The organism is Stutzerimonas azotifigens DSM 17556 (genome assembly GCF_000425625.1).
GTDB classification, from domain to species: Bacteria; Pseudomonadota; Gammaproteobacteria; order Pseudomonadales; family Pseudomonadaceae; genus Stutzerimonas; species Stutzerimonas azotifigens.
The window spans coordinates 180,165-205,615 of sequence record NZ_KE384411.1 but is presented as its reverse complement, the minus strand read 5'-3'; the positions used below and the strand labels follow the sequence as shown (position 1 = coordinate 205,615).

Here is a 25,451-nt window from a genome sequence, read left to right as displayed (position 1 = left end):
AGGAACCTTCAGGCCCGCACCGGACCCTCCCTTCGCCCCTCCGGGGAGAAGGTGGCCCGCAGGGCCGGATGAGGGGCCGGCCGGCTCAGCCGCTACGCCCGACCGCCTCGTCCGCGGCGCGCTGCGTCTTGCGCAGCCAGGCGGCCAGGGCCAGTCCCGCCAGGCCCATCAGCAGGGCGGCGAAGAAGGTGCTGCGCAGCCCGGCCCAGGTCGCCAGTACGCCCATGACCGCCCCCGCCAGCCCCAGTGCCAGGTCGAAGAACATCGCGAACACGCTGAGCCCGGCGCTGCCGTTGTTGGCACCGACCCGCGCGATCACGCCGACGCCGAGCGCCGGGTACAGCAGCGACAGCCCGGCGCCGGCCAGCGCCGAGCCGGCCAGCGCCAGGGTCGGTGTCTCGGCCAGCCAGAGCAGCAGCAGGCCGACGCATTCCACCGCCAGGCAGCCGAGCGCCACCGGATAGCCGCCGACCCGGTTGATCAGGTTGGGAAACAGCAGCCGGGTGCCGATGAAGGTGCAGGCATAGGCGGTCAGGCACCAGGCCGCGCCGTCCCAGCCGCGCGCGGCGTAGTAGAGGGCGATGAAGGCGCTCAGCGTGCCGTAGCCCATGGTGCCGAGGGCAAGGCTCATGCCGACCGGCAGCACCCGCCAGAGCACCTGGCGGAACGGCAGGCGCTTGCCGCGATTGAGCGGCGCCGGGCCCTTGCGCGAGGCGAGGTAGAAGCCGGTCAGCGCGATCAGCGTGGTCAGCGCGCCGAGGCTCCAGAAACCCAGCGTGCCATTGAGCAGCGCGCCCAGCGGCGCGCCGACGCCGACACCGCCGTACGCGGCGACGCCGTTCCAGGAAATGATCCGCGGCGCGTGCTCGGTGCCGAAGGTGTTCAGTCCCCAGCTGATCCCCGAGATGCCGATCAGGCTCTGGGTGAAGCCGAGCAGCACGCGGCTGACCAGCATGACCGCGACGCTGGCGCCCGGCGAGGCCTCCAGCCAGGCGCTGGCCAGCAGCAGGACGCCGGCGCCGGCACAGCTGAGCATGCCGATCATCACGGTCTTCTTCGCCCCCAGCTCGTCGGCCAGCCGGCCGGCCAGCGGCCGGCAGAGGAGCGTCACCAGGTACTGCAGGCCAACCACCATGCCGGCGATGGTGGCGCTGTAGCCGAGCTGGTCATGCACGAAGGACGGCAGGACCGCGAGCGGAATGCCGATTGAAACGAAGGAAAAGAAGTTGAACACCACCAGCGACAGGAGCAGCAGCGTGCTGTTCCGGTCCGAGGGTTGGGCCTGGGTCATCGGTACGCCTGTTGTCCGGGGTTGGCGCCTGCCGGCCGGTCACGTCCCCCGCCTCAGGAGGGGGACGATGCTGGCCGATGGCGAGCACTTATATGACCTCAGTACCCGCCGGTCGTCCAGTCCGGATTGCCTGGTTCGGCCGCAAGCCCGCGAAATAGCGGGTTCGGAAACCTGGCTGAACGGGGCGAACCTTCGGAAACGACACGGCGGGCGATCAACTTGTCGTACGACTCCCGCCGGTGCCTCAGCTGACCACCCGGTAGCTCGGCACGTAGGGCGCGCCGCCCGGCAGCTTCATCCGGTGCTGCTCGACGAAGGCCTGCAGCAGGCGGTCCAGCGGGCCCATGACGACCGGGTCGCCATGGATCTCGTACGGGCCGAATTCCTCCACCAGGCGAATGCCCTTGTCCTTGACGTTGCCGGCGACGATGCCGGAGAAGGCCCGGCGCAGGTTCGCCGCCAGCTCGTGGGGCGGCAGGTCGCGGCGCAGCTGCAGCGCGGCCATGTTGGTGTGGGTCGGGTCGAACGGGCGCTGGAAGCTCTCCTCGATCTTCAGCAGCCAGTTGAAATGGAAGGCATCGTTGCGCTCGCGGCGGAACTGGCGCACCGCCTGCAGGCCGTTCTTCATCTGCCGGGCGACTTCGGTCGGGTCATCGATGATCACCTGGTAGCGCTGCTGCGCCTCTTCGCCGAGGGTGGCGCCGACGAAGGCGTGCAGTTGTTCGAGGTAGGCCGCCGCGCTGCGCGGGCCGGTGAGGATCAGCGGGAAGGGCAGCTCGCGGTTGTCCGGGTGCATGAGGATGCCGAGCAGGTAGAGGAATTCCTCCGCCGTGCCGACCCCGCCAGGGAAGATGATGATGCCGTGGCCGACCCGCACGAAGGCCTCAAGGCGCTTCTCGATGTCCGGCAGGATCACCAGCTCGTTGACGATCGGGTTGGGCGCCTCGGCGGCGATGATGCCCGGCTCGGTCAGGCCGAGATAGCGGCCGCCGCTGTTGCGCTGCTTGGCGTGGGCGATGGTGGCGCCCTTCATCGGCCCCTTCATCACGCCCGGGCCGCAGCCGGTGCAGATGTCCAGGCTGCGCAGGCCGAGCTCGTGGCCGACGCGCTTGGTGTACTTGTATTCCTCGGTACTGATCGAGTGCCCGCCCCAGCACACCACCAGCTTCGGCTCGACGCCCGGGCGCAGGGTGCGCGCGTTGCGCAGCAGGTGGAAGACGTAGTCGGTGATGCCCTGCGAGCTGGACAGGTCGATCAGCGGGCTGGTGCCCAGTTCGCTCTCGGTGTAGACGATGTCGCGCAGCGCGCTGAACAGCATCTCGCGGGTGCTGGCGATCATCTCGCCGTCGACGAAGGCATCGGCCGGGGCGTTGAACAGTTCCAGCCGCACGCCGCGGTCCTGCTGGTGAATGCGCACCTCGAAGTCGTGATAGGCGTCGAGGATGGTCTTGGCGTTGTCGACGTGCGCGCCGGTGTTGAGGATCGCCAGGGCGCACTGGCGGAACAGCGTGTAGACGCTGCCCGAGCCGGTTTCGCTGAGCTGCTGGACTTCACGCTGGGACAGAGTTTCGAGGGTGCCCTTGGGACTTACCGAGGCGTTTGCGACTTTCTTCAGGGTCATTCCATATTCCTTTGCGACGCGACTCCAGGTGCCTGCGTCCGGTGGTATCGCCGGCGGTGCCGGGCGACGAAGCGGTCGGCGGCTGGCCGGCAGCGCTGCTGCGCGTGGCCGCCGCCGGGAATCCGGGGCTCGTCAGTGTAGCCCGGCGCCTTGCGTAGCGGCGAGCGAGGCATCGGCCCCGAAGCGCCGCTTGCCGACGGGAGGTCCCCCACCGGGGCAGGCTGCGAAGCCGGCGTGCAGGCTGCTATGCTCCGGGAACCCACCAGCCCGGACCGACGAGTCATGTCCCGAACGTTAACGCTTGGCAGTCTGTTGATCGCACTGGCGCTCGGCGGTTGCGCCAGTTTCACCGACGATGGCCCCGAAGGCGGCAGCCGCGATTTCCACTACAACATCCCGCCGGGGCAGCTGCCGCCGCCGGGCGAATGCCGCATCTGGCTCCCCGACCGCCCGGCCGGCCAGCAGCCGCCACCCGGCGACTGCAACCAGCTGCAGCGGCAGGTCCCCCCCGGGGCGACGCTGATTCGCGGTTGAGCGAGCCGCATCGCCAAATCGCCAAAGAAAAAGCCCCGTCCGCGCACGGTAATGCCGTTCACTTAGGCAAGCTCGCCCCGAGGTCGGGCCTCCCACGAAAGCGGAGTTGCCCGCCGAGTCCTGTGGGAGGCCGCGCCCGTTCCCGACGGGCTTGCGGCATCCACCACATCCCTGTGGGAGGCGCGCCCTCGCGGCGATGCAGGCCGTAGGCCTGCCCGAGGCCAAGGGTCCATCACTTAAGTGAACAGCATTGCGTCCGCGCACGGGGCTTTTTCGTAGACACGCGAGGGGACGCCGAGTCCTTGCTCGCGCACCGGGCGGCGCTTGAGCAAAGCATCGCGGTCAAGACCTCTCCCACAAAAGTGTCGCCGATCCCGTGGGGTCTCGACCGCGAATAGGCCTGCACGGCGCCATGACCAATACCAAACCAACCCCCTCTCCCTTCAGGAGAGGGCCGGGGTGAGGGCGGGTGTGCACCGGCCTTTCCCTCATCCGGCCCTGCGGGCCACCTTCTCCCGGAAGGGAGAAGGGAAAAGCCCGGCGCCGGGCTTTCCCAGGCGGTGGCCGCGCGTCTTTCGCCTATGCTGGCCAAGGGTCGCGCGAGACCGCCGATTCATGCCAGCCTACCGCTGCAGCGGGCCAGCGAGACGCACCGGCTGCTGGAGAACAATGCCAATATCGGCAAGGGTGCGCCGTCCGTGCCGCACCGAGCCCCACCATCCAAGGAACGCAGAATGCTGAAGCTCTACTATTCCCCGGCTTCGCCCTATGTCCGCAAGGTCATGGCGACCGCCCACTGCCTCGGGCTCGCCGACCGCATCGAGAAGCTCGAAGCGGCGGCCCATCCGGTCCAGCGCGACGCACGCATCGCCACTTTCAATCCGCTGGCCAAGGTCCCCGCGCTGCAGACCGAGGACGGGCTGGCGCTGTACGACAGCCGGGTGATCTGCGAATACCTCGACGCCCTCGGCAACGGCTCGCTGTTTCCGCCCGAAGGCCAGGCGCGCTGGGTCGCGCTGACCCGCCAGTCGCTGGCCGACGGCCTGCTCGACGCCGCGCTGCTGGCCCGCTACGAAGGCACTGCCCGCCCGGCGGAGAAGCAGTGGAGCGGCTGGGTCGAGGCGCAGATGACCAAGATCCGCGCCGCGCTGGAGACCATCGAGGCGCAGGCCGGGCAGTTCGAAGGCACGCCCAGCGACATCGGCCTGATCGCCATCGGCTGCGCGCTCGGCTACCTGGACTTCCGCTTCGCCGACTTCGACTGGCGCGCGCTGTGCCCGAACGCGGCGGCCTGGTTCGCCGAGTTCGACAGCCACCCGGCGATGGCCGCCACCCGTCCCCGCGCCTGACGGCATGAATCCGGGCGGCGTCGACTCGCGACGCTCGTCCGGCGCGAACAACGCAACAAGCAAAGGAGCCGGCATGCCCGAGACGATCTTCTTCCGCAACGGACCCAACGCCAACGAACCGACGCCCGACGGGCTGCTCGAAGAGGGTGTGCCGGCATGAGCGAGACACTGGTGTTCTACAGCGAGCTGGACCCCTTCGAGCAGTGGCGGGGCCTGCTGGCGCCCTTGCTGCCGGGCGTCCGTATCGTCCGCTCTTGCGACGAAGTGGTCGATCCGGCGTCGGTCCGCTACGCGCTGGTGTGGAAACCCCCGGTCGGCTTCTTCGCGCGCTTTCCCAACCTGCAGCTGGTGATCAACCTCGGCGCCGGCGTCGACTCGCTGGTCGGCCGCGGCGACCTGCCGGACGTGCCCATCACCCGACTGTCGGATCCGGACATGGCGCGGATGATGGCGGGCTACGTGCTCTTCGCCGTGCTCCGTTACGCCCGCGACATCCCTGCGTTCGAACGTGCCCAGCGCGAGCGGCGCTGGCATTACCTGCACCCGCGCGAGCCGTCGAGCATCCGCGTCGGCGTGCTCGGGCTCGGCGAACTGGGCGCCCGCGCGGCGCAGGAGCTGGCGCGACAGGGCTTCAGCGTGCGTGGCTGGTCGCGTTCGCCGAAGGTGCTGGAAGGCATCCCGTGCTGTGCCGGCCAGGAAGCGCTGCCGGCGTTCCTCGCGTCGAGCGACATCCTGGTGGTGATGCTGCCGCTCACACCGCAGACCCGCGGCCTGCTCGATGCCGAGCGGCTGGCGATGCTCCCGCCAGGGTGCTGCTTGATCAACGTGTCGCGCGGGCCGGTGGTCGATCAGGCGGCGCTCACCGCGGCGCTGGCCAGCGGGCACATCGCCGAGGCGACGCTCGACGTCTTCGATCGCGAACCGCTGCCGCCCGAGGACCCGCTGTGGGGCATGGACAACGTGCTGATCACCCCGCACCTGGCCTCGGTCGCGCTGCCGGCCTCGGCCGCCGAGCAGATCGCCGCCAATGTCGCGCGGGTGCGCGAGGGCCGCGAGGTGCAGCACCGGGTCGACCCGGTGCGCGGCTACTGAGCGGCGGGGACTCCTGGTCGACGGCCATCCCGGGGCAACGCCGGCGCAAGGATCGCGGTCGAGACCACGGACCGTGCCTGAGCCTTGGCTGTCGATATCGCCGCGAGGGCGCGCAATCCACAAGGACGTGGTGAATGCCGCAAGCTCATCGGGAACGGGGGCGGCCTCCCGCAGGATTCGGTGACCACTGCCTGCCTTTGTGGGAGGCCCGACCCCGGGGCGATGCGCCTTTCGTGGCATCTCGACCGCGAACGCGCCTGCACCGGCCTTCTGAACCACTGCAGTAGTCCCTCATCCGGCCCTGCGGGCCACCTTCTCCCGGCGGAAGAAGGGAAAGGCACGGTGCCGGTCGAAGACCTGTAGGAGCAGGCTCTGCCTGCGACCTCGGGGCCGCCCGCACGTTGGTGAGACCAACGCCGAACAACCCCTCTCACTTCGGTGAGGGCCGGGTTGAGGACTGACGTGCACCGGCCTTCTGAACTACCGCAGCATTCCCTCATCCGGCCCTGCGGGCCACCTTCTCCCGGCGGAAGAAGGGAAAGGCACGGTGCCGGTCGAAGACCTGTAGGAGCAGGCTCTGCCTGCGACCTCGGGGCCGCCCGCACGTTGGTGAGACCAACGCCGAACAACCCCTCTCACTTCGGTGAGGGCCGGGTTGAGGACTGACGTGCACCGGCCTTCTGAACTACCGCAGCATTCCCTCATCCGGCCCTGCGGGCCACCTTCTCCCGGCGGGAGAAGGGACGGTCGCGGCGCGGCCTGAGGTTCCGGGCGCTGACCTGTAGGAGCAGGCTCTGCCTGCGACCTCGGGCCCGCCCGCACGTTGGCGAGACCAACGCCGAACAACCCCCTCTCCCTCCGGGAGAGGGCTGGCGCGCCGGCCTTCTGAACCACCGAAGCATTCCCTCATCCGGCCCTGCGGGCCACCTTCTCCCGGAGGGAGAAGGGAAGGGTGTGGTGGTGCCCCGTAGGGTGCGTCATGCACTGGCAGTCCTCAGCTGCCGATCACCCCGCCATCGTCCCTGGTGATCAGCACCGTGGTCGCGCGCGGGCGGGTCTTGCCGTCGCTGGCCGGGTAGCTGAGTTCGGGATGTTGCACGTTGATCCACATCGCGCGGTAGTCCGGCGACCAGGTGATGCCGGTGATCTCGCAGCCGCGCGGGCCGACCAGGAAGCGTTTCACCTGGCGCGTCCTCGGGTCGGCGCAGAGCAGCTGGTTGCAGCCCATGGCCTGCATCGGCGCCTCGCTGTCCTCGTAGTCGGTCTCGATCCACAGCCGCCCTTCGCCGTCGAAGGCCAGGCCATCGGGCGAGGAGAAGATGTCGCCGTCGACGGTGCCGATCAGGTTGGCCGGCACCGGCTGCCCACCGGCGTCGCGCGCGCCCGGCTGCTCGCCGGCGAGCAGGAAGAGTTCCCACTCGAAGGTGATGGCGGTCGGGTCGCCGCCGGCTTCGTTCCAGCGCAGGATGTGCCCGTGCAGGTTCGCCGGGCGCAGGTTGGCGGCATTGACCGGCTGCTTGCTGCCGCGCCCGTCGTTGTTGGTCAGGGTGACATAGACCTCGCGTGTGGTCGGGTGCACGGCGACCCATTCCGGCCGGTCCATCGGCGTGGCGCCGGCACGGTCGGCGGCGGCGCGGGCGTTGAGCAGCACCTCGGCCTGGCTGGCGAAGCCGTTCTCCGCGGTCAGCCCGTTCTGCCCGTGCACCAGGGCCAGCCATTGGCCCTGGCCGCCCTCGTCGAAGCGCGCGACGTAGAGCGTGCCCTCGTCCAGCAGGTCGCGGCTGGCCCGCGGGTTGGCGGCGTCGAAGCGACCGGTCGGGACGAACTTGTAGACGTACTCGCCCTTGGTGTCGTCGCCGGAGTACACCGCCATGCGCCCGTCCGGGCCGAGCGAGAGCACCGAGCATTCGCGGCAGTAGCGGCCGAAGGCGGTGCGCTTGACCGGCTGGCTGTCCGGGTCGAAGGGGTCGACTTCCACCACCCAGCCGAAGCGGTGCGGCTCGTTGACGTAGCCGCCGTGCGGCTGGGCGGCGTCGGGCGTGGCATCGAAGCGCGGGTCGGCGGTTTCCCAGGCGTAGAGCTTGCTGGTGCCTTCGCTGGCCAGGCCGTAGCGCTTGTGCGACACGCGGCGGGCGAAGTCGTCCCTGTCGCGGTTGATGAAGTAGTTGTGCCAGTTCTCTTCGCAGATCAGGTAGGTGCCCCAGGGGGTGAAGCCGCTGGAGCAGTTGTTCAGCGTGCCGATCACCTCGAGGCCCTCGGGGTCGGCGGCGGTCTTCATCGCGTCGTGCCCGGCCAGCGGGCCGCTCAGGCGCATCGGCGTCATCGCCGACAGCCGGCGGTTGTAGCGCGAGGGCAGCAGGCGCTGCCAGCGGCCCTGGGCGTCCTTCTTCACTTCGATGATCGACAGCCCGTGCGCGGCCTGCTCCTTGCGCACCTCGTCGAGCGGGCGCCTGCCGTCGACGAAAGTCATACCGGCGGGGTGCAGGGTCGGGTTGACGTACTCGTGGTTGATCACCAGCAGGCCGTGGTCGTCGGGAGCGTCGGGGAAGGGGAAGAAGTGCATGCCGTCGTGGTTGTCGCCGGCCTGCTTGAGCTGCGCCTGCCAATCATCGCTGGCGTCCGGGTTCCACGCCGGGGCATCGGCGAGCACCGCGTCGCCCCATGAGAAGAACGGCCGGGCGCTGTAGCCCGGTGGCACGATGACCCGGTCGAAGTCGAGCGCATGCTGGGTGGGTACGCCGCTGAAGCCGATCAGGCCGTCGGCGCGGGCCTGGCGGGAAAGTCCGAGGCCGCCGGCGAGGAAGCCGAAGGCGGCCATGCCCAGCCCGCCCTTGAGCAGGTTGCGCCGGCCGCGGTCGACCAGCGCGCCGAGGTCGGCGTCGCCGGTGGGGTTGATCGCCTGGTCGTCGGCGGCCTGGGCCTCGGCGTGGAAGCGGGTGAAGTCCTGTTGCATGGTCGTCCTGCTATTCGATTCGGTAGTGAAAGGTGTTGCGCACGTTGGGGACCGCGACCGGGCGGCCGTCGACGATGCGCGGCTGGTAGCGGAAGTTCTTTGCCGCGGCCAGCGACGGACGGATGAACAGCGGGTGGCAGTCCGGCTCGGCCTCGGGGTTCTGCACGCGGCCCTGGGCATCGACGCTATAGCGCACCGTGCAGTCGCCTTCGATGCGCTTGTCCAGCGCGCGGCTGGGGTAGTCCGGCGCGCTCTTGCGGATCGGCTCGTAGGCGCGGCTGGCGGCCAGCCGCTCGGCTTCGGCGCGAGTGGCGGCTTCGGCGGCGCGCTGCTCGGCCAGGCGCTGCGCCTCGCGTTCGGCGGCTTCGCGGGCCTCGGCCTCGGCGCGTTCGCGGGCCTGTCGTTCACGCTGCCTTTGTTCCTGTTCCCGCTGCTGGCGAAGGCGCTCCTGGCGTTCGCGCTCGGCGGCCTGGCGACGCTGCTCGATGCGCTCGGCCTCGAGGCGCTTGCGCGCCAGCGCGGCTTCGTCGACCGCCGGGCGTGGCGGTTCGGGTTCGACCTGCGGTTCGGGCGCCGCCGGCTCCGGAGCCGGCGCGGCGACCGGTTCCGGCGGGGCGGGCGGTGCCGGTGGCGGCAGGCTGATCAGTTGGGTGCGCAGCGTCATGGGCGCGGCGGGTTCGGCCGGCACCGGCGAGAAGCCCTGCACCAGCAGGCCGACGGCCAGTGCATGCAGGGCCAGGCTGATGCCGGCGCCGAGCAGGTGCGGTCGCCAGCGCGGGGCGGCGGTGGCGACTGCCGGGGGCGGGGCGGTGAGGGTCAGGCTGCTCATCTCAGGGCGCCTCGGTGATCAGTCCGATCTGCTGCACGCCCTGGTGCTGCAGGGCGGCGATGCCGGCGACCACCGCGCCGTAGTCGGCGTCTCGGTCGCCGCGGATGAACACCTGGGTGTCCGGCCGCTCGGCCACCAGCGCGCCGACCCGCGCGGTCATGTCGGCGACGTCCTCGGCGGTCTCGCTGCGGGTCTCGGTGTCCAGCTCGCTGCCCAGGTGCCAGTAGAAGCTGCCGTCGGCCTGCACCGAGAGGGTGACGATGCGCTGCTGGCTGTTGGCGGCCAGCGCCTCGGCGGCGACCTTCGGCAGCTCCAGCTTGACGCCCTGGGTGAGCATCGGCGCGGTGACCATGAAGATCACCAGCAGCACCAGCATCACATCGATGTAGGGCACCACGTTCATTTCGGCCTTGGGCGCGTGCCTACCGGCAGCTCTGCGTAGCACGGCCATGCTCAGGCCGCCTTCGCCAGGCTGGCGGCGCTGTGCAGGTTGCGGTGCAGGCGGCCCTGCAGCTCGTTGGCGAAGGCGTAGTAGCGCGCCATCAGGCTCTGGGTGCCGGCGGCGAAGCGGTTGTAGGCGATCACCGCGGGAATCGCCGCAAACAGGCCGATGGCCGTGGCGATCAGCGCCTCGGCGATGCCCGGCGCCACGGTGCTCAGGGTCGCCTGCTGCACCTGCGACAGGCCGAGGAAGGAATTCATGATCCCCCAGACGGTGCCGAACAGGCCGACGTAGGGGCTCACCGAACCGACCGTGGCGAGGAACGGCAGGCCCTTTTCCAGCCGCTGCTCCTGCTCGGCGAGGGCGCCGGCCAGGCCGTGCTCGACGCCTTCGAGCACCACCTCTGCGGCGATCCCGGGCTCGCGGCGCAGCTCGGCGAAGCTGCGGTAGCCGGCCTGGAACAGCTGCTGCGCGCCGGCATCGGGTGCGCCGGCCTCGGCATGCTCGCGCTGCAGGCGGGCGAGGTCCGGGGTGCTGCGCAGCTGCGCCTGGAAGGCGCGCAGTTCGCGCTCGCTGCGGCGCAGCACGCCGGCGCGCCAGACGATCAGGTACCAGCTCGACAGCGAGGCGAGCAGCAGCACGAGCATCACGCCCTGGACCAGCAGGCTGGCCTCGCTGATCAGGCCCCAGACGGTCATCTGTTCGAGGGTGGCGTGCATCTTTCTGACTCCTTGTTGCGCCCGGCATCGCCGGGCTGATTGCATGGGTGGATGGCAGCCGGCCGTTCTCAGGGCAGGTCGAGGGCGCGGGCGATGTCGTCCCAGGCGGCGTACTTGAAGTTCTGCGCCGTCTCCGGCATGCGCTTGCGGCCGTCCTGCACCACCAGCAGGCCGCGCTGCCAGGGTGCGCCGAGGTTGGCCGAGGTGACTTCCAGGCCGTCGGTCTCCGAGGCGCCGTCGATCCCGGCCTCGGCGTTCAGGCCGAGGCGGAAGGCGCCACGCAGGCGGTAGGGCGGGGCGGCATCGAGCACCAGGTAGCTGTCGTTGCCCTGGCTGGAGACGACCAGGTAGCTGTGCTGGGCGCCGCGGTAGAAGGCAAGGCCCTCGACGTCCGCGTGCAGCGGGCCGCCGACTTCGATCACCGGCTCGAGTTTCGGCGCCACCTCGGGACGCGCGTCGAGCGTCCACACGCCACGCCTTTCCTCGCCGACGAACAGGCGCTGGCCGGCGTCGTCGGCGACGCAGCCCTCCGGCTGGCTGGCGACCTGGAACTGGCGCACCAGGCTGGCCTGCAGGGTGCCGTCGCGGTCGTCGAGGCGGTACTGCAGGTAGCGGCCGTCCTTGTCGTTGGGCAGGGCGTAGAGGGTGCCGTCGTGCGCCTGGAACAGGCACAGGCCGTAGATTTCCTCGAGCGGCGTCGGCGCCACGCCCAGTTCCGCCACCTCGCCGCTGTCGCGGTCGAGGGTGAAGACGTGCAAGGCATTGCGGTCGCGGTTGCTGGCTACGGCCAGGTCCACGGTGCGCTCGCCGAGGCGTACGCCGCTGCGCACGTCGACGTTGTTCAGCCGGCCGACCGGCAGGTGCTGCAGCAGATTGCCAGCGAGGTCGTAGACCACCAGCCCGCCCTGCTTGTCGGTGCCGAGCACGCGGCTGCGCGCCGGGTCGCTGGGGTGGACCCAGATCGCCGGGTCGTCGGCGGCGTCGCCGAGGCTTTCCACCGGTTCGGTCTGCACGCGTACCGGCACCACCGGCAGCGGCGCGGCAATCGTCGGCGGGGTCGGCCGCCAGTCCAGCCGGCCGCGGTGCAGCCCGGCGTCGTCGACGACCAGCAGCTCGAGTCCCTCGGCCCGCGGGCGGACACTCAGGCGTTCGGCGTCGTCCAGTTCGCCGAGCGCGAGCGGGGCTTCGGCGCGCCAGCCCTCGGCCGCTTCGACGTAGCGGTGCAGGGTGCGCGCCTCGGGGTCGAGCAGCAGCACGCCGCCCGGCACCGCGGCCATGCCCGCGGCGCCCTCGGCAAGGTCGCCGAAGGGTTGCCGCAGCGCCACCGGCTGGCGCACGAGCGGGGCTTCGGGGTGCGCCTCGTAGGCCCAGAGGCCGACGCCGGTTTCGTTGACGTACAGGCGTTCGCGGCCGTCGTCGACCTGGCAGTGCTCGCTCTCCGGCGGCAGGCTCAGGCCGCGCACGCGGCGCGGGGTGACCAGGCGCTGGCCCTGGCCGACCAGCCACTGCTCGCCGCGGCCCTCTTCGCCGACGAGGAAGAGGAAGGCGTTGTCGGCGGTATCGCGGTACAGGCACAGGCCCTCGATCTTGAAATCGCGACGCGGCAGCTGGAGCGGGGCGGACCACCGGTGGGCGCCGTCCAGGGTCGCCAGCACGGCGGTCTGGCGGTCGTCGTCGTGCAGGGCGACCAGCAGGCCGTCGGCCCCGGCACGGTGGTCGAGCGCGCCGAAGCGCCCGGGCAGGTGCGCCAGCCGCCGGCCGGCGGCGTCGTACAGCGCCAGGCCGTCGCGTCCGGCGAGCAGGCGGTTGGCGCCCGGCCAGAAGCGGTCGTCGGCGAGCAGCTGGGCAGCCTCGGCGTTCACGGCCTCGGCGGCCTGCCAGGGTTGCAGAGCAGCCGTGCGGGCGGCGGCGGAATGTCCGGACTCGGCGGTGGACTGGCAGCCGGCCAGCGCCAGGCACAGGGCCAGCCACAGGGGATTGCGGGAGAACGTCATCGATCGTCGATCCTGAAAAAAGATGCTGCCGCCCTCGGCACGGGCCGGCAGCGTACGGGCTCAGAAGTGGGTGAGGGTCAGGCCGAGCTTGTAGGTCGGGCCGTATTCCTCGTACTGCGCGTTGTAGGCATTGCGGCCGGTGTAGACGAAGTAGCTTTCGTCGGTGAGGTTCTGCGCCTCGAACGACAGCTGCAGGTTGCGGGTGAGGAAGTAGCGCGCGCTGAAGTCCACGAACAGCTGTGCGTCGGCGTAGAGGTCGTGCATGCGGTCGTCGACGGCGGCCACCTCGGCCAGGTAGTCGGACTTGTAGTTGGCCGACAGGCGCAGGCTCAGGCGATCGTTCTCCCAGCCGAGCATGAGGTTGCCGACGCGCTTGGACTGGTTCGGCATGTCGATGCGCCGGCGGCTGCCGTCGGTGCCTTCGATGTGCGCGCGCGAGTGGCTGAAGGTGGCGTTGGCGCCGACCAGCACGCCGTTCCAGGGCGCCGGCAGCCAGTCGAACTTCTGCGAGTAGGCCAGTTCCAGGCCGTAGAGCTTGGCGCTGTCGCCGTTCTCGAAGGTGTTGGCCTCGTCGAAGGCCGCCCAGTCGCCGGTGCCGGCCAGGTCGGTGTTGTAGATGAAGTTGTCGATGTCCTTGTAGAAGGCGAAGGCCGAGACCACCCCGGCGCGGCCGAGGTAGTGCTCGATGCCGAAGTCCAGGTTCATGGCTTCCAGCGGCTTGAGCGTCGGGTTGCCGAAGCTCGCCTCGTCGCCGTCGATGACGAAGCCGGGCGCCAACTGGCCGAAGGTCGGGCGTACCACCGAGTTGGTCCAGGCGGCGCGCAGCAGGGTGTCCTCGGCCAGCTGGTAGCGCAGGTGCAGGCCCGGCAGCCAGTGGTGGTAGTCGTTCTTCTGCTCGACCGCCTCGAAGGCACCGTCGCGCAGGCCGGTGCCCTTGGCCTTGAACTCGGTGCCTTCGAAACGCACGCCGGCGATGATGCGCAGCGCGTCGATGTCGACGGTGTTCATCAGGTAGGCGGCGTTGATGTCTTCCTGCATGTCGAAGTCGTTGACCCGCGAGTCCTCTTCGCTGTAATAGGCGTCGCGGTCGAGCCCGGCCAGCAGGCGGTCGACGGCACCGGCGCTGATGCCCGGGCCGAAGTTGCCCATGCTGTAGTCCACGCGGCCCTTGCTGAACTGAGTCAGGTTAAGGTCGTCTTCGCTGAAGACGTCGTCGAGGTCTTCGTAGACCCAGGCTTCCAGGTCGTTGTCCTTGTCGCGGCGGCTGAGCTTGCCGCCGAACTTGACCTGGCTCCAGTAGCCGTTGACGTCGTAGTCGCGGGCCAGGTCCAGGCGGATGTTCTTCTCGGTGTCGGTGGTCTTCTGCTTCTCCCACTCCACTTCGTCGAGGGTGAAGTTGCTGGCGTCGTAGAACGCCGAGCCGATGGACAGCTGCGGCCTGCGCGTGCCGCTGAAGCCGGCGTCGGCAAAATCGTCGTTGCCGGTGAAGCTGGCGCCGGCGATGCCGCCCGGGTTGTCCTCGCTGGAACGGCTGTAGCCGACCTGGCCGCTGACCGTCCACAGGTCGATGAGGCGCTCGCCGCCGAGCACGTAGGACTGGATCACCTGGGTTTCCTCGCGGCTCTTGAGCTCGCGCGCGGCCTCGGCGTCGCCGGTCTCGCCCGGCAACTGCGCGTCGGCGAACTCGATCACGTTGCCGTGGCGGGTCTCGGTGTCCTTGAAGCGGCTGTAGAGAGTGCGCAGGTAGTAGTTCGAGGTGTCGTCGGGGCGGTAGTCGAAGTTCAGCCCCAGGCCGCTGCGCTCGCGCTCGATCTGGTAGTCGCGCTGCTCGAATTCCTCCAGCCTGGCGCCGTCTTCGAAGTCCCAGGCGCCACCGGTCTCGACGTTGTCCGAGCCGAACTTGCGTTCCTGCCAGCTGAAGGCCGCGGCCACGGCGAAGTTGTCCACCCCGCCGCCGAGGCTGAAGCGGTCGCTGATCGCGCCGGACAGCTTGGGGCTGGTCTTGCCGCGGTTGTCGTCGTAGCTGGCCTCGGTGCCGATGGAATAGAACAGGCCGTCGTGGTCGAAGCCGGACAGGCTCTCCACCTCCACCGTGCCGCCGAGGGAGTTGGCATCCATGTCCGGGGTGAGCGTCTTGACCACCGACAGCGACTGCACCAGCTCGGACGGCAGCACGTCGAGCGCCACCGCGCGACGGTCGCTCTCCGGCGCCGGCACCAGGGTGCCGTTGATGGTCACCGAGTTGAGGTCCGGGCCCAGGCCGCGGACGCTGACGAAGCGGCCTTCGCCCTGGTCGCGCTCGACCGAGAGGCCGGGCAGGCGCTGCAGCGCCTCGGCGGCGTTCTCGTCCGGCAGCTGCGCCACGCCGTCGGCATGCACCACGCTCTTGACGCTGTCGGAGGCGCGCTGGTCGTTCAGCGCCTCGTTCAGGGCGGCGGCCTGGCCGATCACCTCGACGTGTTCGAGCTCGATGGTCTCGGCGGCCAGCACGGGGGCGGCGGCGATGGCCAGCGCCAGGGCGCTGATGTGAAAACCTGCCCGGCGGGCGGTTACGGCGGTCGGTCGCATCCTCGGGTTCCTCCCAGTCGATCCAGGCCGGGCAGGGCGCCCGGCGACTGGGGGCGCAAGCTAGGCGGCGGCTGTGACGCTTCGGTGACAGCACCGCCGGGAAGGCCCGGAAAACCCGGGCCAGACCGGTCTGGCGAGGCGTTTTTGCGCCGAAATGACCCGTTGCGCAGACGTGCCGTTGCGCTCGGAGGCGCCGCCGGGCCGCACGCCATTGCCCGGCCGGCGCGCCCTGGCGCCGCATTGGGGGCGGGCCTCGCGCCGCTCGAATGCAGATGCGACCGACGAAGGCCTGAGCCGAATTGACCTCCCGGGCTGTAACGAAAGCGTCACGACGCTTGGCTCTACTGGCGCCACTCACCCGCGCGGAGGCGCCATGCCAGCCCTGTTCAAACTCCATCGCCTGAAGCTCATCGGCCTGCTGGTGGCGGCCAACATCGCGCTGCTGCTGCACCTGGCCGCGGGCGATCCGCTGCCGCCGACGCAGTGGAGCTGGATGGACATCGCCGGCGAGGGCGGCTCGGCGCTGCTGGTGCTGGTGTGGATCGGCCTGCTGCTGCGCGGGCGCCCGGCCGGGCAGGTCACCACGCTGCTGTTCCTCGGCCTGTCGTGCCTGTTCTTCTCCCTCTGGATCGACACCCTGGACGAGGTGATCGAGCTGCCGGTCGGCACCCGCTGGGACAAGTGGCTGGAATCCGGGCCGATGCCGGTGGGCTTCGTGCTGATGACGCTGGGCATCTACCACTGGCACCGCGAGCAACTGGCGATCAGCGCGCAGATGGAGAAGCGCGAGCGGCTGTTTCGCGAATACACCCTGTTCGACAGCCTGACCCCGCTGTGCGGCGCCGACTACCTGCGCCTGCAGCTGCAGCAGGCCTTGCAGCAGGCCCGTGCGGAGCAGCAGCCGCTGTCGCTGGCGATCGTCGACCTGGACGGCTTCGCCGCGCTCAACCGCACCTTCGGCCACGGCGAGGGCGACCGCGTGCTGCAGACGGTCAGCCAGCTGCTGCTGCTCAACCTGCGACGACAGGATCTGCTGTGCCGGCTGGCCGGCGACCGCTTCGTCGTGCTGCTGCCGCAGACCGGCGAGCGCCAGGCCCGGGAAATCGCCCATGAACTCGGCGCCGCGGTGGCCGCGCTGGCCTATCGTAGCGCCGAGCATGGCGAACGCGTGCCGCTGTCGGCGAGCGTGGCCGCGGTGATGGCGATGCAGGACGACCCCGACAGCCTGCTCGAGCGGCTCAACCTGGCGCTGGCGCGGGCCAAGCAGCCGCTGCGCGCGCAGCGTGCCTGAGGCCACCGGGATGACCGCCGGCTGGTACGAGGGCGACACCCGCTTCATCCCCGGCCACTACCAGCCGGGCGTGCTCATCGACCTGGCCCTCGGCCGCGGCCTGGACAGCCACCGCGTGCTGCGCGGTACCGGGCTGTTCCATGACGATTTCCCCAGCGGCACGGTGCGCCTCAGCCCGCAGCAGTTCCTGCAACTGATCGCCAACGCCTGGCCGCTGCTCGGGCGCGACGAGACCGCCTTTCTCTACGGCCAGCGCCTGCTGCCGGGGCATTACGGCGCGGCCAGCCAGGCGCTGGCGCAGGCGGCGCACCTGCAGGAGGCGCTGGAGGTGCTGGTCGAGCAGCAGGCGCTGCTCAGCCCGCTGCTCAAGCCGCGGGTGCAGATGGACGAAGGGCAGGTGCAACTGGCCTGGCTGGATGCCTGCGGCTGCGGCGAGGTGCAGCGCTTCGTGCTCGAGGCGAGCATGGCTGCGGTCGCCTCCGCCTGCCACTGGCTGGCCGGCGAGCGCCTGCCCTGGCGCTTCGAATTCCGCCACGCGCGCCCGCGCCACATCGAGCAGTACTGGGCGCACCTGAGCGACGCGCTGCGCTTCGACTGCCCGCGCGACCGCATGCTGCTGCCGCGCGAGTGGCTGCACCGGCCCTGGCCCAAGGGCTCGGCGACCGCGGCCCGGGTCGCCCGCCAGGAGGCCCGGCGCCAGCTCGATACCCTGGGCATGGAGGCCAGCCTGCTGGGGCGCCTGCACGATCATCTAGAGGCGCTCATCCGCGAGCCGCTCAATCTGGAGCGGGTCGCCGCCGCCTTCGGCCTCAGCCCGGCGACCCTCAAGCGCCGCCTGCAGAAGCACGGCACCCACTTCCAGGCCCTGCTCGACCAGGCCCGCCTGCAGGTGGCGCTGGACCTCTACGAGTCGCGTGGCTACACCAACGACGAGGTGGCCGCCTACCTGCGCTTCAACGACACCACCAATTTCCGGCGTTCGTTCAAGCGCTGGGCGGGGGCGTCGCCCAGCGCGCTGCGGCATGTACTGGGCCTCGTTTCCTGACCAGGGGCGCGGCAGCGAAGGCGCTTTCAGCCTTCGGCAGCCGACGGCGCCACCCGCCGGAGCACCTCGTCGTAGGCCGCCAGGTCGAGGAAGGCGATGACCTCCTTCGCCTGCCGGTCGGCCATGCGCAGGATCCACACGTAACTGTTGCCGTAGGGCTGCCCGTCAGCCGCGGTGGCGACACCGTCCCAGTGCACCACGACGTCGTTCCCGTCGGCCCAGATGTCCCGCACGGTCGGCACGATTGGCGCAGCCAGGCGCTCGGCGAAAGGCTTGACCGCGCGCTCGAGGAAATCCTCGCGGCCATGGTAGGTGCCCGCCGCCGGTCCGCTGCCCTTGATCGTCCAGGTGACGTCCGGCGCCAGCACGTCCTGGAAGAACGAACCGGTGCCGGCTGCCCATTGTTCGAAGGCCTTCTCGATGAACGCCCGGTTGCGCTCGGCCGTAGCCGAATCCTGCGCGAATGTGGCGGAAATCCACAGGGACGTGGCGATGAAGGGAAGAAGGGCGAGCTTCAGCCGGTTTGCGAATCTGCGGTTGGACATGTGCACCTCCGGTCACGTGATGCGCACGGGCACCTGCCCGACGCGGCCCGGCGGATGCGGGCGTGCGGCCATGCTAAGAGGGAGGCGGTAACGAAACGGATGTCCAGAGCTGCCGAGGGTTTGCCTGATTCTGCCGGCGTGGGCAATACGGCCAGGGTTGGAGAAGAGCGTGGCGCTGCAGGCGTGAGCCTGTGCACCAATGGCTGGAGGTCAGCGGACACGAAAAAAGCCCCGCGATGCGGGGAGCGGGCGAAGGGAATCGACCCCTTTTGCTCAGTGTGTCGTTTCGGCTCAAAGCTTGTCGTTGGGCGGTTTCCGGTTGATTCGGCTGATCGTTTCGGCGCCATTCGGCACAGTGATTTCGACTCTTTATCGACACCGCGTTTAGCAACGCGCTAAAGTATTTTTGCCAATTTTTGCCAAAGGGGCTGCCCGCATGAGCACCATGAACATCTCCCTTCCCGATACGCTGAAGAGCTTCGTGGACGAACAAGTCAATCAGCGTGGCTACGGCACCAGTAGTGAATACGTCCGCGAGTTGATCCGCAAGGACCAGGACCGCCAGCATCTTCGAGGTTTGCTGTTAGCGGGTGCCGCCTCGGCGCCGACTGCTCCCGTTGATGCCGATTACTTCGAATCTCTACGTGATCGGGTTCGGAATGCTCGCGGATGAAGCAAAAGCCTGTCATCCCAAGAGCGCTAGCGCGTGAGGACGTTGAGCGAGCGATTGCCTACTATCTGGCGCAAGAGGCCGATAAGGCGGCGCTGGGTCTGATTGATGCGCTGGAATATGCCTATAAACAGCTCAGTCGCCACCCTGAATCAGGTTCCAGCCGCTACGCACATGAGCTGGATCTTCCAGGGCTGCGATCCTGGCCGCTCAAGCGGTTTCCCTACCTGGTGTTCTATGTGGAACGTCCGAGCCACATTGAAATTTGGCGCGTACTGCACGGAACGAGCGATATCCCGTCTTGGGTCCAAGATGATGCGTTCCGTAATGAAAGCTAATCCATGGCCGCGAAGGCTTAAGCAGCGTTATAGGAGGCGAACCCACCGGCCCGGCAAAGGCGCTGCTGCGCGCTATTCATAACGACCCGAAGCACGGCATCCAGGCGCTTTCGTCCGTTTGATCACAGCCTTGCGGCTGGGCTTTTTGACACCACCCAAAGCCGGAAACGAAAAAGCCCCGTAGAAACAGGGCCTTAACTTATGGTGTCTGGAGGGCGAAGGGAATCGAACTAGCCAGTAACCATGCGGCTTTCAGGATGTTTGAAAGGTTAGGTGTACACCCAGGTGTACAGGATGTTGGTTGCTGGGCTTGTTTTGATCGTTTTTTGACCAGCCTTTTTATCGTCCGAATTGGACGAGTTAGCGCCTTCCCTGGCCCAATCCTCAGACCCTCAACGACTGGACGCTCCAAACCTGTTCTCGCCTCAGGCAGCCATACCGGACAGCGTCAGCGCCATGATCCGGGCCGGTCGTGTCCACGTCCTCGACTCGCCGTTGATCCCTCGCCAAGGTTGGCAATGTCTCCCACAGGTAAGCGCACTGACGGCTGATATAGAGCCCAGGCTTATCAGGCTTTCCCGCATCAGCCAGAAGGCGTCGCATGACGTTCCATCCAGTGATGCGATCGGCCTTCCTGGCTGGCCTGAACGACACACGGCACCTCTCGAACTCATCGGCGATCGAGCCTGCCGCATGTCCTCCTTTGGCGAAGATGGCATCGTCAGCCACGCCTGCTGCCCGAATGCGCCACTGCTTGCACATCTCGGCGATCTCCTCTGCCAGTACCGGAACGGTCCAGCCGAGGCCCGCGTTGGGGTTATCCCTCTTCGCGGTCACCAACTCATCGACAAGCACGAGGCTTCTGATCGGGTAGTACTTCCCGTCCGGGCCTTCGCCGCCGGGGGACTGGGCAAAGATATAGGTGGCGCTTGGAGCCGACGACCCGAAGTCATGAGCCAGCCATGTTTGCCAGCCTTGCGGAATGTAGTCCCACGGATCCACGGCATTCCGCCCCTCGTCGAGCACGGACGCGAAATAGGCTCCTCGGTTAACCGCCCAGTCGCCGGTCATCCAGGCACGAAGCAGTTCGGGGTCATCAGGACATGCCGACTCCAGCTGGTCACGGTACTGATCAGTGTCTATGAAGCGGTTGCTCTCGAAGGTAGAGGGCGCATAGACCCACTGACGCTTGCTCTTGGGCTCTAGGAAGGGCTTCCATGGCGCAGTGGTAAAGACGTAGCGCTTTGCTAACCAGTAATGCCCAGGGCCGCCCGGGTTGGCCGCTACTACCATGCGGATCGGCATGTCCTTGGGTCCGCGCAGGTTGGAGCGCATCAGATCTAGCAGGTCCGGGTTCGGGTACTGCCCGGCCTCGTCGACAATCAGCAGGGTGAACGATCGACCCTGGTACTTCGTATAGTCCGTGTGGGATTCCAACTGTCCCAGTTCGAGATAACCGCCGCTTGGGAAGCGCCAGACGTGCTCAGCGGCGTTGTAGCGTGCCGCTGTGCTGTAGACCATGCCGAAGACTTCCCGGCATATCAGTTCGAAGTCGGCAAGGCCCTTGTAGGTGCGGCGCAGATACAGGATGCGGGCCTTGTCCCCGTACTGCTCGACGTGACGCAGGCACAGCAGCGCCAGGGCGAATGACTTGCCGCCACCGCGCCCGCCGCCCATGAATACGTCCAGTTCCTCGGGAAGCAGCATCAGCCGCCTCTGAAAGTCGTTAAGTTCGATCGTCATTAGGCAGCCTCCCTTTCGGTGTTGACACGTCCTTGGCGAAGTCCTCGAGACGCATAGCCCCGGGCAGTTGGAAGTTGATCGATACCTTGTTGGCAATTTCGGACTGGTCGCCCTCTCGGTACCCGTGGCGAGCCTTCAGCAGGAAGATTGCAGCCGTGACGTTGCCTCCTTCGGTGGCGTTCTTGTAGAGCGCGTTGAATAGCGCGTGATGCTCCCGCTCGCGTCCTTCATCGAGGGCTTGCTGCAGCTCCGGATAAAGCTCTAGCCACTTGTTGAGGGTTTCCACGGTCGTGCCCAGGCGGTAGGCCAGGCCTTTCTTGTTGTAGCCGCTGGATGCAAGTTCCAGGAGGGTCTCGGCGGCATTCGCTGGGGGCTTCTTGCGGGTGCCGGTGACGGCGTTTCGTGATTTCTTCTCGGTCATACGGCAAAAGGGGCCATTGCTGGCCCCTTCCTCACTTACTTGGTGACCAAGAAGGCCATCGGGACGGCTTTCCGCTCTACAACGCGGTCCCAATGAACCGCTGCGGACAGCTCGGCAATGGTCGGAGAGTCGCCGGCCAGAGTCCCCTCGACCCAAGCAAAGCCGGCCGGGTGAACGGCGAGGTTTACGCGGCTGTGCAGGATCTGCTGCCCGCCACCGTTACCCGCTCCGGGAATGTTCTCCACTTCCGTGCCTGCAGCGACGCGCGGGGCAGTCAGCCCGTAGCCCACGGCTCCGGCTCCGAACAGGACGCTGGTGTAGTTAAATCCGGACTCGCCGTCGCTCACCTTCGGCATTCCGTCATCAACGATCACAGCCAGGCCGCGATAGGTCGGCAGGCGCATCGAGCCGGCGCTGGGCTGCACGAACTCAATCAGATCCGCCTTGAGGGCTTGCCGATAGAGGTCCGAATGCATGGCGATCCCGGTAACGGTATCCATGCTGTCGCCCAAGGTGCCGGCCGCGTCGATTACTGCCTCCGGGCTGAATGCGTTAGCAGTGGCGGCGGTAATGTCGAGCACCATGTCGTCGCTGTCATTCGCCACGTTGTCTGCCAGCACGCCGGTAAGCGTGGCCACCAGGCGCCTTTGCAGCTGGCGATTCCAGTAGGCGACTGCGCGATCCTGGATGCGGGCCAGCGCGTCCGAGCCGGCAAGCTCGCTGGCGAGGTTCATAGCCGACCAAGATTGGTGCAGATACGCCTTCCGGATGAATTGCTTGCCGGTCTGGATCTTCTTCGGAGTGGCGCGGCTGTCAGGGTCATCGTTGACGATGTTCGCCTCGTCGTTGCCCAAATCGCGCCAGAAGGGGACGCTGAACGCATCCGATCCAGCGGTTAGCTGGTCATTGATAACGGCATTCGGAACGAGAACACCGGATTGCACGAGGGCAGTTTTTTCCATCACGTTCTGCACCACGTAATCGGTGAAGACGTCCGGCTTGATGATGTCGCTAAGTTGAACGGTTGCCATGTGGCATTACCTCGAATCAAGAAAAGTCAGTGATTCGCGGCGGACTACTGTCGTGGCGGTGGCCGACTGGCCAGGGTATTGCGGAGGGGTGGCCTACTGGCCGGAGGGTGGCGGCCCCTACTGGAGCCGCTGTTATATTGTAACGCTATCTCAGGCCAAAGGAAGCAGAACTGCGATTCTCTTGCTTGCCTTGGGGCTTGGCACCGCCGGCGCCCGGGTGATTGTTCGGAGCGCCGCCGCCATTGGCGCCAGAACTCTTGAGGATGTGGTCGAATTTGCCGGAGTCGGCCAGGTAGCGCCGGACATCGCGTTGCTCAAACCGCACCGGCCGCGTGACTTCCTTTCCACCGTCCTTTTCAGTGATGGTCACCGGGTTTCCTTCCAGATCGAGCAATTGGATCTCCCCGTCATCGTTGAGCTCGAACTTGATGTGGTCTGCGAGCTCTGCGGCCGCGTACTTCGACCCGACCAGGATTTCCTCTAGCAGGTGCGCAACTGGCCTGTTCAGCTTCACTTCAGTTAGCTCTGTCTGTTGCTGCTCGACGGTTTGCTCCAGCTCTTTGACGCGCGCCCGGGCCTTGGTCAGGTTGCTGTGGAGGTCGTCCTTGAGCGTGCGAAGCGTGGCGACTTCGTTGGAAAGCTCTTCGTAGGTGGGCTGGGTGTTATCGGTCATTGATGTTTCCTCAAGTGAAAAGGCGGGCCAGCAGGCCTTTGGGTTGCGGGGTGAGAATCGCGGTCACTTCCAGGGTCAGCAGCGCCAGTGGCTCCCCCTTGTCGTTGATGACCGGCGAGATGCGCAGCAGGCCAGATACCGCCACGGGTGACCCTTGCGGCAATTCCAGCAGCTGGTTGGCGTGCGCCTTGCGCCGGCAGACGACTCTTACGGAGCGGTCATCGCCGAGGCCCGCCACGGTCGCCACATAGCGGCCGTCTGCATTGAGCTGAGGAGCCTTGACCAGGCGTCCGGTAATCATGGATGTCAGCATTGGTGTTCCTCCTTGATAGTTGCGTCCGGCCATCGGCTCTGCACGTCGGACAGGGCCTCATGCCGCGTTATTGGCTCGCAGATCATTACGAAGGGCGGCCGGCCCGGGAGCAGCACCTTCCAGTGGCAGCGCCGCTCCTGGCCATCACCCGACGCCAGCTCGGCCAGCAATTCCAGGCGGTGAGCCTTGATGTATCGACGAACGTCTTCGGTCAGCCTGCTGGCGGGCGAAACCCGGACACGCTTGCCGCTCAGGCGGGCGGCAAATCCTCGCTCGCGGAGGTAGTCAATCGCGCCCATCAGACTTCCTCCTCGTCCGCATCATCGAAAGCGACGTCAAGATGGACGGCGGGATCTCTCACTATGCTCGGCGGTCCCGAAGGTGCATCGAAGGGCACGAACGGGGGCTCGAAGGCCGCCAGGTCATTCCCGAAGACCGCCACTTTTTCCCGAAGACCGCCATTCTTTTTTGTGGCGGTCTTCGGGGTAAGTTGGCGGTCTTCGGCGCCGAGCCTCCAAACCCACCCTTCTTTCAGGCCAACCTTGACGGCTTCAACGCCGAGAGATTTTTTCGCTCGCTCGACCGTTCGCCAGGCGTGTCCTGCGCCGGCCGCATCTCCCTTGACTTGCTTGACCGGAACAGGGCCGTCAGCCAGTAGGCTTGCCAGGAACTGCTCGGCGTCCTCTTTCTCGCCGGACTCTTCGCTTTCTACGCGCTCCACGTCTGCGAGAATTTCCCGCGCGGTTCCCTCGATCGTGTCGCCCCATAGCACGCGCGTTGTGGTGATTCCGTCACCGACCGTGCATTCCTCGATCGAGTACGAGCACCCGCCGTCGTCTACCGCGATGTTCGATTTCGCCCGGGCCAGTACCCGCAGATCCGAGTCCTCCTGCTTGGCCGCCACCAGCACTGTCCGAGCGAGGGCGCCGAAGGCCTGCGAGCCCAGGACACGCTCGGCGGGGTTGTTCCCCGCGCTCCCCTTGGAGAAGTGCGTGATGCCCAGCACAGCGCAGTCGTACTGCTCAGCCAGGTCGACCAGCCCCTGAAGCGCCCGGCGCACCTGGTTGGCCTGATTCATGTCACCCGCAACAGCCGACACAATAGGGTCGATCAAAATCAGCCCCACGTCGCCGATCCTCTCCAGCGCCTCGGCCAGCAAGTCGGCATCCTTGGCCGGGTCGAAAGGCTCTGTCTCGCCCAGGCCGTTTACTCGGCCCTGCAGGATGAAGACCTTGTTCAGATCGGCTCCGGCTGCAATCAGGCGCGGCACGATGGTGTCGGCCGCGTCGTCTTCGCTCGACCAGATCATGGCGCTCCGCCGCTCGCGGCAGATCGCTCCATCCGGCCAGCGGCCGCCACATGTCAGGGTCGCAGCGAGCCCCAGCGATAGGGTCGTTTTGCCCGTTCCTCCAGCGCCCGCGAGGATGGTCAGCTTTCCGAGTGCCAGCCAGCCGGGCCATGCCCAATGAATGGCCGCAGGCGTGATCTGGCTAGCCGGGACGGCGTTTGCTCGCCACATATCCTTCGCGGCAGCCTCCGCCCATTCCTTCTTGATCGATTCAATGACAGCCATCACTGCACCCCCAGCCGGCGTTTGGCCAGCTCAAAGCGTTCTTGATCGGCCTGGCTCATCGGGACGCCGCGCTGGATGTGGCTGATCCCAATGCTGAGTATCCAGCCCTCCAGCTGCTTCGCCTCTCTGCTGGGCCCTCGTGGGGCGCCTTTGCGTTCGGAAGAGGGGAACAGATCGCGGAGTTCCAGCCCGATTGCGGCGGTAATGTCGGAAGTCGAGCAGCCCGCCCAGCAATGGAGCAGCACCTTGCCGTCCTCGGCCTCCCTGATGCTCAGGCTCGGGTCGCGGTCGTCGTGCGCCGGGCAACAGGCTTTCCACTTGCCCGCACCGGCCGCCTTCACCTTGTCGAGCCGAGAGAGCACTTTCTCAAGGCAAGCCGATCCCGTCGGCGCGAGTGCGCCGTTTTGAATGGTCAT

The 25,451-nt window shown here is 67.7% G+C and carries 24 protein-coding genes and 1 pseudogene; 8 read left to right on the top strand and 17 right to left on the bottom strand.

Features of this window, described 5'->3' with window-relative positions:
• Nucleotides 1-85 precede the first annotated feature (85 nt).
• A complete protein-coding gene (locus H610_RS24010) occupies nucleotides 86-1,291 on the bottom strand; it encodes an MFS transporter (RefSeq protein WP_043238703.1) in 1,206 nt (401 codons plus the stop codon).
• A gap of 244 nt (nucleotides 1,292-1,535) precedes the next feature.
• Nucleotides 1,536-2,912: a nucleotide 5'-monophosphate nucleosidase PpnN gene (gene ppnN / locus H610_RS0115590; RefSeq protein ID WP_028240543.1), complete on the bottom strand. Its 1,377-nt coding sequence runs from the start codon at nucleotides 2,910-2,912 to the stop codon at nucleotides 1,536-1,538.
• 282 nt (nucleotides 2,913-3,194) lie between these two features.
• Between ppnN and H610_RS0115585 the strand changes: the two genes are divergently transcribed.
• From H610_RS0115585 to H610_RS0115570, 3 genes are all read left to right on the top strand, one after another.
• Complete coding sequence (locus H610_RS0115585; RefSeq protein ID WP_152529109.1) at nucleotides 3,195-3,446, top strand: hypothetical protein; 252 nt, start codon at nucleotides 3,195-3,197, stop codon at nucleotides 3,444-3,446.
• A gap of 734 nt (nucleotides 3,447-4,180) precedes the next feature.
• On the top strand, nucleotides 4,181-4,795 hold the full coding sequence (locus H610_RS0115580; RefSeq protein ID WP_084166468.1) for a glutathione S-transferase: 615 nt from the start codon (nucleotides 4,181-4,183) through the stop codon (nucleotides 4,793-4,795).
• Between the two features lie 156 nt (nucleotides 4,796-4,951).
• Nucleotides 4,952-5,887, top strand: coding sequence for a 2-hydroxyacid dehydrogenase (locus H610_RS0115570; protein WP_028240540.1), 936 nt, complete (start codon nucleotides 4,952-4,954; stop codon nucleotides 5,885-5,887).
• Between the two features lie 994 nt (nucleotides 5,888-6,881).
• Here the strand turns inward: H610_RS0115570 and H610_RS0115565 are convergent.
• The 6 genes from H610_RS0115565 to H610_RS0115540 form a co-directional block, all read right to left on the bottom strand.
• Nucleotides 6,882-8,840, bottom strand: coding sequence for a PhoX family protein (locus tag H610_RS0115565; protein WP_028240539.1), 1,959 nt, complete (start codon nucleotides 8,838-8,840; stop codon nucleotides 6,882-6,884).
• Between the two features lie 10 nt (nucleotides 8,841-8,850).
• A complete protein-coding gene (locus tag H610_RS0115560; protein ID WP_028240538.1) occupies nucleotides 8,851-9,669 on the bottom strand; it encodes an energy transducer TonB in 819 nt (272 codons plus the stop codon).
• A gap of 1 nt (nucleotide 9,670) precedes the next feature.
• Nucleotides 9,671-10,114: a protein TolR gene (gene tolR, locus H610_RS0115555; RefSeq protein ID WP_028240537.1), complete on the bottom strand. Its 444-nt coding sequence runs from the start codon at nucleotides 10,112-10,114 to the stop codon at nucleotides 9,671-9,673.
• A gap of 8 nt (nucleotides 10,115-10,122) precedes the next feature.
• Complete coding sequence (tolQ, locus tag H610_RS0115550) at nucleotides 10,123-10,830, bottom strand: protein TolQ (RefSeq protein WP_028240536.1); 708 nt, start codon at nucleotides 10,828-10,830, stop codon at nucleotides 10,123-10,125.
• Between the two features lie 68 nt (nucleotides 10,831-10,898).
• On the bottom strand, nucleotides 10,899-12,824 hold the full coding sequence (locus H610_RS0115545; RefSeq protein ID WP_028240535.1) for a phytase: 1,926 nt from the start codon (nucleotides 12,822-12,824) through the stop codon (nucleotides 10,899-10,901).
• A 60-nt stretch (nucleotides 12,825-12,884) separates the two neighbouring features.
• Nucleotides 12,885-15,392 (bottom strand): TonB-dependent receptor, encoded by a 2,508-nt coding sequence (locus tag H610_RS0115540; protein WP_028240534.1) that lies wholly within the window; start codon nucleotides 15,390-15,392, stop codon nucleotides 12,885-12,887.
• Nucleotides 15,393-15,765: 373 nt separating this feature from the next.
• On the opposite strand from H610_RS0115540, the gene H610_RS0115535 reads away from it, so the two are divergent.
• Nucleotides 15,766-16,683 (top strand): GGDEF domain-containing protein, encoded by a 918-nt coding sequence (locus H610_RS0115535; protein ID WP_028240533.1) that lies wholly within the window; start codon nucleotides 15,766-15,768, stop codon nucleotides 16,681-16,683.
• 10 nt (nucleotides 16,684-16,693) lie between these two features.
• On the top strand, nucleotides 16,694-17,728 hold the full coding sequence (locus H610_RS0115530; protein WP_028240532.1) for an AraC family transcriptional regulator: 1,035 nt from the start codon (nucleotides 16,694-16,696) through the stop codon (nucleotides 17,726-17,728).
• A 26-nt stretch (nucleotides 17,729-17,754) separates the two neighbouring features.
• Here the strand turns inward: H610_RS0115530 and H610_RS0115525 are convergent, their stop codons facing one another.
• Complete coding sequence (locus H610_RS0115525; protein ID WP_028240531.1) at nucleotides 17,755-18,273, bottom strand: nuclear transport factor 2 family protein; 519 nt, start codon at nucleotides 18,271-18,273, stop codon at nucleotides 17,755-17,757.
• Nucleotides 18,274-18,709: 436 nt separating this feature from the next.
• Between H610_RS0115525 and H610_RS25050 the strand changes: the two genes are divergently transcribed.
• From H610_RS25050 to H610_RS26135, 3 genes and pseudogenes are all read left to right on the top strand, one after another.
• Nucleotides 18,710-18,946 carry a type II toxin-antitoxin system ParD family antitoxin gene (locus H610_RS25050; protein WP_042926017.1) on the top strand — a complete coding sequence of 79 codons (237 nt, stop codon included), beginning with the start codon at nucleotides 18,710-18,712 and terminating at the stop codon, nucleotides 18,944-18,946.
• Nucleotides 18,943-19,281 carry a type II toxin-antitoxin system RelE/ParE family toxin gene (locus H610_RS25045; RefSeq protein ID WP_084166467.1) on the top strand — a complete coding sequence of 113 codons (339 nt, stop codon included), beginning with the start codon at nucleotides 18,943-18,945 and terminating at the stop codon, nucleotides 19,279-19,281. The genes H610_RS25050 and H610_RS25045 overlap by 4 nt, the downstream gene beginning before the upstream one ends.
• Before the next feature lie 38 nt (nucleotides 19,282-19,319).
• Nucleotides 19,320-19,403, top strand: a pseudogene (locus H610_RS26135) (transcriptional regulator); the annotation flags it as partial.
• 262 nt (nucleotides 19,404-19,665) lie between these two features.
• On the opposite strand, the gene H610_RS24005 reads toward H610_RS26135, so the two are convergent.
• The 8 genes from H610_RS24005 to H610_RS0115485 form a co-directional block, all read right to left on the bottom strand.
• Entirely contained in the window at nucleotides 19,666-21,024 is a 1,359-nt protein-coding gene (locus H610_RS24005; protein WP_051231793.1) for a phage terminase large subunit, read from the bottom strand.
• Complete coding sequence (locus H610_RS0115515) at nucleotides 21,008-21,445, bottom strand: hypothetical protein (protein ID WP_028240530.1); 438 nt, start codon at nucleotides 21,443-21,445, stop codon at nucleotides 21,008-21,010. Before H610_RS0115515 ends, H610_RS24005 begins: the two co-directional genes overlap by 17 nt.
• 35 nt (nucleotides 21,446-21,480) lie before the next feature.
• Nucleotides 21,481-22,476, bottom strand: a complete 996-nt coding sequence (locus tag H610_RS0115510; protein ID WP_028240529.1) for a hypothetical protein — start codon at nucleotides 22,474-22,476, stop codon at nucleotides 21,481-21,483.
• A 145-nt stretch (nucleotides 22,477-22,621) separates the two neighbouring features.
• Nucleotides 22,622-23,149 carry a hypothetical protein gene (locus H610_RS0115505; RefSeq protein ID WP_028240528.1) on the bottom strand — a complete coding sequence of 176 codons (528 nt, stop codon included), beginning with the start codon at nucleotides 23,147-23,149 and terminating at the stop codon, nucleotides 22,622-22,624.
• A gap of 10 nt (nucleotides 23,150-23,159) precedes the next feature.
• Entirely contained in the window at nucleotides 23,160-23,462 is a 303-nt protein-coding gene (locus H610_RS0115500) for a single stranded DNA-binding domain-containing protein (protein ID WP_028240527.1), read from the bottom strand.
• Nucleotides 23,456-23,761 (bottom strand): hypothetical protein, encoded by a 306-nt coding sequence (locus H610_RS0115495; RefSeq protein WP_028240526.1) that lies wholly within the window; start codon nucleotides 23,759-23,761, stop codon nucleotides 23,456-23,458. The genes H610_RS0115500 and H610_RS0115495 overlap by 7 nt, the downstream gene beginning before the upstream one ends.
• Nucleotides 23,761-25,035: an AAA family ATPase gene (locus H610_RS24000; RefSeq protein ID WP_051231792.1), complete on the bottom strand. Its 1,275-nt coding sequence runs from the start codon at nucleotides 25,033-25,035 to the stop codon at nucleotides 23,761-23,763. The genes H610_RS0115495 and H610_RS24000 overlap by 1 nt, the downstream gene beginning before the upstream one ends.
• Complete coding sequence (locus H610_RS0115485; RefSeq protein WP_051231790.1) at nucleotides 25,035-25,451, bottom strand: virulence-associated protein E; 417 nt, start codon at nucleotides 25,449-25,451, stop codon at nucleotides 25,035-25,037. The genes H610_RS24000 and H610_RS0115485 overlap by 1 nt, the downstream gene beginning before the upstream one ends.